Origin of the sequence: Shigella sp. FC1967, assembly GCF_001743005.1 — a bacterium.
Lineage (GTDB): Bacteria > Pseudomonadota > Gammaproteobacteria > Enterobacterales > Enterobacteriaceae > Proteus.
Genome location: NZ_MIIZ01000705.1, coordinates 1 through 4,399, shown reverse-complemented (window position 1 = coordinate 4,399; position 4,399 = coordinate 1). Strand labels below are relative to the sequence as shown.

4 protein-coding genes and 1 CRISPR repeat array are annotated in these 4,399 nt (G+C 37.0%); of the genes, 3 read left to right on the top strand and 1 reads right to left on the bottom strand.

Going from position 1 to position 4,399, the window contains the following annotated elements:
- Positions 1–38: 38 nt before the first annotated feature.
- From BHE89_RS25575 to cas6f, 3 genes are read left to right on the top strand one after another with little or no spacing between them, the layout of a single operon-like run.
- Complete coding sequence (locus BHE89_RS25575) at positions 39–212, top strand: type I-F CRISPR-associated protein Cas7f/Csy3 (RefSeq protein WP_353615119.1); 174 nt, start codon at positions 39–41, stop codon at positions 210–212.
- Positions 172–786: a type I-F CRISPR-associated protein Csy3 gene (gene csy3 / locus BHE89_RS10460; protein ID WP_286146067.1), complete on the top strand. Its 615-nt coding sequence runs from the start codon at positions 172–174 to the stop codon at positions 784–786. The genes BHE89_RS25575 and csy3 overlap by 41 nt, the downstream gene beginning before the upstream one ends.
- An 8-nt stretch (positions 787–794) precedes the next feature.
- Positions 795–1,133 carry a type I-F CRISPR-associated endoribonuclease Cas6/Csy4 gene (cas6f, locus tag BHE89_RS25570; RefSeq protein WP_286146066.1) on the top strand — a complete coding sequence of 113 codons (339 nt, stop codon included), beginning with the start codon at positions 795–797 and terminating at the stop codon, positions 1,131–1,133.
- Between the two features lie 431 nt (positions 1,134–1,564).
- A CRISPR array of direct repeats spans positions 1,565–2,493; the repeat unit is 28 nt; unit sequence GTTCACTGCCATACAGGCAGCTTAGAAA.
- A gap of 134 nt (positions 2,494–2,627) precedes the next feature.
- On the opposite strand, the gene BHE89_RS10450 is transcribed toward cas6f, so the two are convergent.
- Entirely contained in the window at positions 2,628–4,100 is a 1,473-nt protein-coding gene (locus tag BHE89_RS10450) for an anion permease (RefSeq protein WP_069367315.1), read from the bottom strand.
- Positions 4,101–4,399: the final 299 nt, after the last annotated feature.

Sequence of the window (4,399 nt, the reverse complement as noted above, 5' to 3'; positions counted from 1 at the left end):
TGTGCTTTAGGTATTAATCAAGACACGTTAAAACATCAATTTACTTTAAAAGTATTGGGGGGGGCGTTGAAACACCATCAGCGTGTAATAATCCTATTTTTAAAGAGAGTTATTCAAAAGCCGTTACAGATTATATTGAGCGTACAGGTTTTACCGAATTAGCTTATCGCTATGCTTATAATATTGCATGCGCTCGTTTTTTTATGGCGTAACCGTGTCGGTGCTGAAAATATTGAAGTTGTTGTTAAGTGCTTGAATAAAGGTATGGAACAAACCTGGATATTTAAAGCATTAGAATTAAATATTCGTAACTTTGATAAGAAAAATGATGAAGTGGCAAAGTTAGGACAGTTAATTGCTAATGCATTGAGTGGAAAAAGTCCGGCACTTTTATTAGAAATCACGACTTATTCGCAATTAGGGAAAGCTCAAGAAGTTTATCCAAGTGAAGAATTAGTGCTTGATAAAGGGAAAGGTAAGAAAAGTAAAATTCTTTATCACGTTAATGGATTGGCCGCCATGCATTCTCAAAAAATCGGTAACGCGCTGCGCTCTATTGATACATGGTATCCCGCATACCATGAGAATGGCTTACCGATTGCAATTGAACCCTATGGAGCCGTAACTAATTTAGGGACAGCCTTTAGAACACCTAAAGACAAGCAAGATTTTTATACTCATTTTGATAAATGGGCTAGAGGTGAAACGCTTGAAAATGAAACGGATGAACACTATGTGATGGCTATTTTAGTTCGTGGTGGTGTGTTTGGTGAAAGTGATAAATGAGGTGAGTCATGAAGTTTTATCAAGAACTGACCTTATTGCCTGATGCAGAGATAGATCTTGCTTTTTTATGGACGAAAATTTATCAGCAGATCCATTTAGCATTGGTTGAAAATAAACAGGAAAATAATCAAAGCTTAATTGCCATTGGTTTTCCTGAATATGGAAGCCCTGGTTTTTTCTTAGGACGAAAATTACGTTTATTTTCGCCTGAAGAAAAGCTTTTAGAAACGTTAGATATCATTCGTTGGTTAACTCGCTTATCAGATTATGTGCATATTAAGTCTATCCAACCAGTACCTGAATATACCACGTCAGTTTGTTATCTTCGTGAGCATATAAAAAGGTAAAGGTGCGTGTAGAAAAAAGAGATGTATAAGAAAGCTGTATTATGGGCTAAAAAAACCGGTGCAACTATCGAATCATGTTTATCTGAATTAGAAAAAAACACGACCTAAGCATAGTCAATTACCTTTTATTTGGATGGAGAGTCAGCGGACTAAACAACGAAATGGAGAGACACAAAAATTTTCCTTTGTTTATAAAGCAGATTTTTATAAGTTCGCCACAACAACAGCATTTTTAATTGTTATGGATTAAGTTTATCTCAATCTAAGCAAGAATTATTGTCAACAGTACCTTGTTTTTTGACCTTTGTTTTTCGCTCTTTAATAATGGAATGATAAATCAATAAGTTATAATAGTAGGTAAAATAAAGGGGTAAAACCCAAATTTATCTTTAGCCTATTGTTATAACTTGTTTTTTATGTTTTTATTTCTTGTTCACTGCCATACAGGCAGCTTAGAAATTGTTCTGGTAAAAAAGGCGGTGTATCTCACTGTTCACTGCCATACAGGCAGCTTAGAAATGCAACAAGCGTTGTAAATTGGAATGGGTCACGTTCACTGCCATACAGGCAGCTTAGAAACGTACCGTCAAAGTTATAAGAATCTTCTTTATGTTCACTGCCATACAGGCAGCTTAGAAAAATTTGCTGACCTTTATTGTCAATGCACAGACGTTCACTGCCATACAGGCAGCTTAGAAATACAAACGTTATTAGTGGCTCGTACTGTTGCCGTTCACTGCCATACAGGCAGCTTAGAAAAATATCGCCCCGTTCTTCCGCAACTTTTTGAATGTTCACTGCCATACAGGCAGCTTAGAAATAGGTTATGAGGTTGTCGATATGGTTGACGTTGTTCACTGCCATACAGGCAGCTTAGAAATTAGTTAGCGTGTTCATGCTGGATATGTCTTAGTTCACTGCCATACAGGCAGCTTAGAAAATCTTAAACCGCGCTGAAAAGCTAATAGGTGAGTTCACTGCCATACAGGCAGCTTAGAAAACTATCGACAAAGACACACATATACAACATATGTTCACTGCCATACAGGCAGCTTAGAAAAAAAACAGACCCTTTTGACTCAATATCATTTAGTTCACTGCCATACAGGCAGCTTAGAAAATCAGTAGTCATGGTGTTTGTATCTAAGTTGGGTTCACTGCCATACAGGCAGCTTAGAAAAAGCAAGCACAGACCGCATTCAACGCATTTATGTTCACTGCCATACAGGCAGCTTAGAAAGCTCATATGGAATGAGCAACGGATCATTACTGGTTCACTGCCATACAGGCAGCTTAGAAAGCTCATATGGAATGAGCAACGGATCATTACTGGTTCACTGCCATATAGGCAGCTTAGAAATGATTCATTTGACAGAGAATTCTACTGATGAAGTTCACTGCCATATAGGCAGAAAATAGAGCAACGGCTTAGAATGCCATTGCTCTATTACTTTATCAGGTGCGCCGTCCTTTAAGATGGGAGGATATCAAATCCTACCAATACCCCAATACTTTCCACCATGCACTGCCAAGCGTGATCCAAATAATAAGATTAACCACACTCATCACAAATCCCGTTTTCCACCATTCGCCCAATGTCGCGTAGCCTGAACCGAAAATAATGGGGGCTGTACCTGTACCATAATGTGTTAATGACATCATCAATGAAGAAGAGAACGCTAAAATAAGGCCTAATAACATGGGAGGGGCGCCAAGGGCTAAACCCGCGGCATAGAACGCGGCAAACATTGCGGTAATATGAGCGGTAGTACTGGCAAAGAAATAGTGAGAATAAACATAAATGAGTACCAGTAATATCATGCCACTGACCCAACTTATTCCCATACTATCAATACTTGCTCCTACACTGAGTGACAACCACTTAATTAATCCTAGTTTTCCTAAGAAGGATGCCATCATAACTAATGCAGAGAACCAAACTACGGTATCCCATGCACCTTTGTTTTTTAATATATCATCCCAATTTAAAACGCCTGTACATAATAAAATCGATAAACCAATAAATGCTGCTGTTGTTGCATTAACGCTAAATGCATCACCAAATAATAATGCGGGGACACCTGCCCACATAATTAATAACAAGGCGAAAACAGCAAGCGTTATTTTTTCTGGCAATGAAATAGGTCCTAATTGTGCTAATCGCTCCTTAGCAAAATGAGGCGCATTTGGCGTGCTGGTTATTTCAGGCTTATAAAGTAGATAAATAACAATAGGCATTAAAATTAATGAAACAATAGCGGGTACAAAAGCGGCAATTGCCCACATAGACCAACTAAGTTCATGTGTAGGATCTGTTTCACTAATAATGAGGCTGACAATGAGCGGGTTAGGAGCTGTTGCCGTAATAAACATGGCGGAAGTAATAGGATTTATATTGTAGTTCACTAAAGAGAGATAACGGCCTATTTTACCACTTGTACCTTCTTCCGCTTTAGAGTTAAAGCTGTCTGAAATTGAACGCATAATCGGATGGATAATTCCACCACCACGAGCGGTATTGCTTGGCGTTACTGGGGCTAATATGGTTTCGGCAATCGCTAATGAATAGGCGATCCCAATGGTTCTTTTTCCAAAGAGAGAAATAAAATAATAACCAATTCTAGCGCCGAGTCCGGTTTTATTTAAACTCATTGATACCATAATAGAAATACCAATTAACCAGATAAGATCATTGGAAAATCCACTTAATGCATCACCAATAGCCGCTTTGGTTGAATTAGGATTAGTGACACCTGTAACAGCGACTAATGCGATAGCAATAATAGAAACGGCACCAATAGGAAGTGCTTTACCAATAATGGCGGCGATAGTGCCGACAAAGAGCGCTAATAAATGCCAAGCATTGGGATCAACACCGTGTGGTACTGGAATAAGAAACCAGATAATAAGGGTAATAGAAACGGCGATTAATGTAGGTATCGGTCGTAATGGAGTTAATTTATTCATCAGGTTATTCCATTAAGTTGCAGGTTAAATAAATAATCGGAAGTAAAAAATCAAGCTAATAAATATTGTTATTGAAGATGATTTTATTAACATATTATTAAATATTCATTGATTAGTGTCATAAAAATAAAATTATTTTTTAACTGAATTTTAAAATAAGTGATTTTATGTAACCTAATGTTATTGAAATACAGAGTGATTATTTATCTTTTTGTTTTTATTTATGTTTCTATTAGTTTTTTATTGTGGATAAACTTTAATAATAAAAAGCAATTTAAATAATAGGTGGAAATAAAATA

Excerpts from the sequence above, each read along its gene's own strand:
- cas6f (WP_286146066.1), top strand. The coding sequence starts at position 795 with ATGAAGTTTTATCAAGAACTGACCTTATTGCCTGATGCAGAGATAGAT.
- csy3 (WP_286146067.1), top strand. The coding sequence starts at position 172 with ATGCTTATAATATTGCATGCGCTCGTTTTTTTATGGCGTAACCGTGTC.
- BHE89_RS10450 (WP_069367315.1), bottom strand. The coding sequence starts at position 4,100 with ATGAATAAATTAACTCCATTACGACCGATACCTACATTAATCGCCGTT.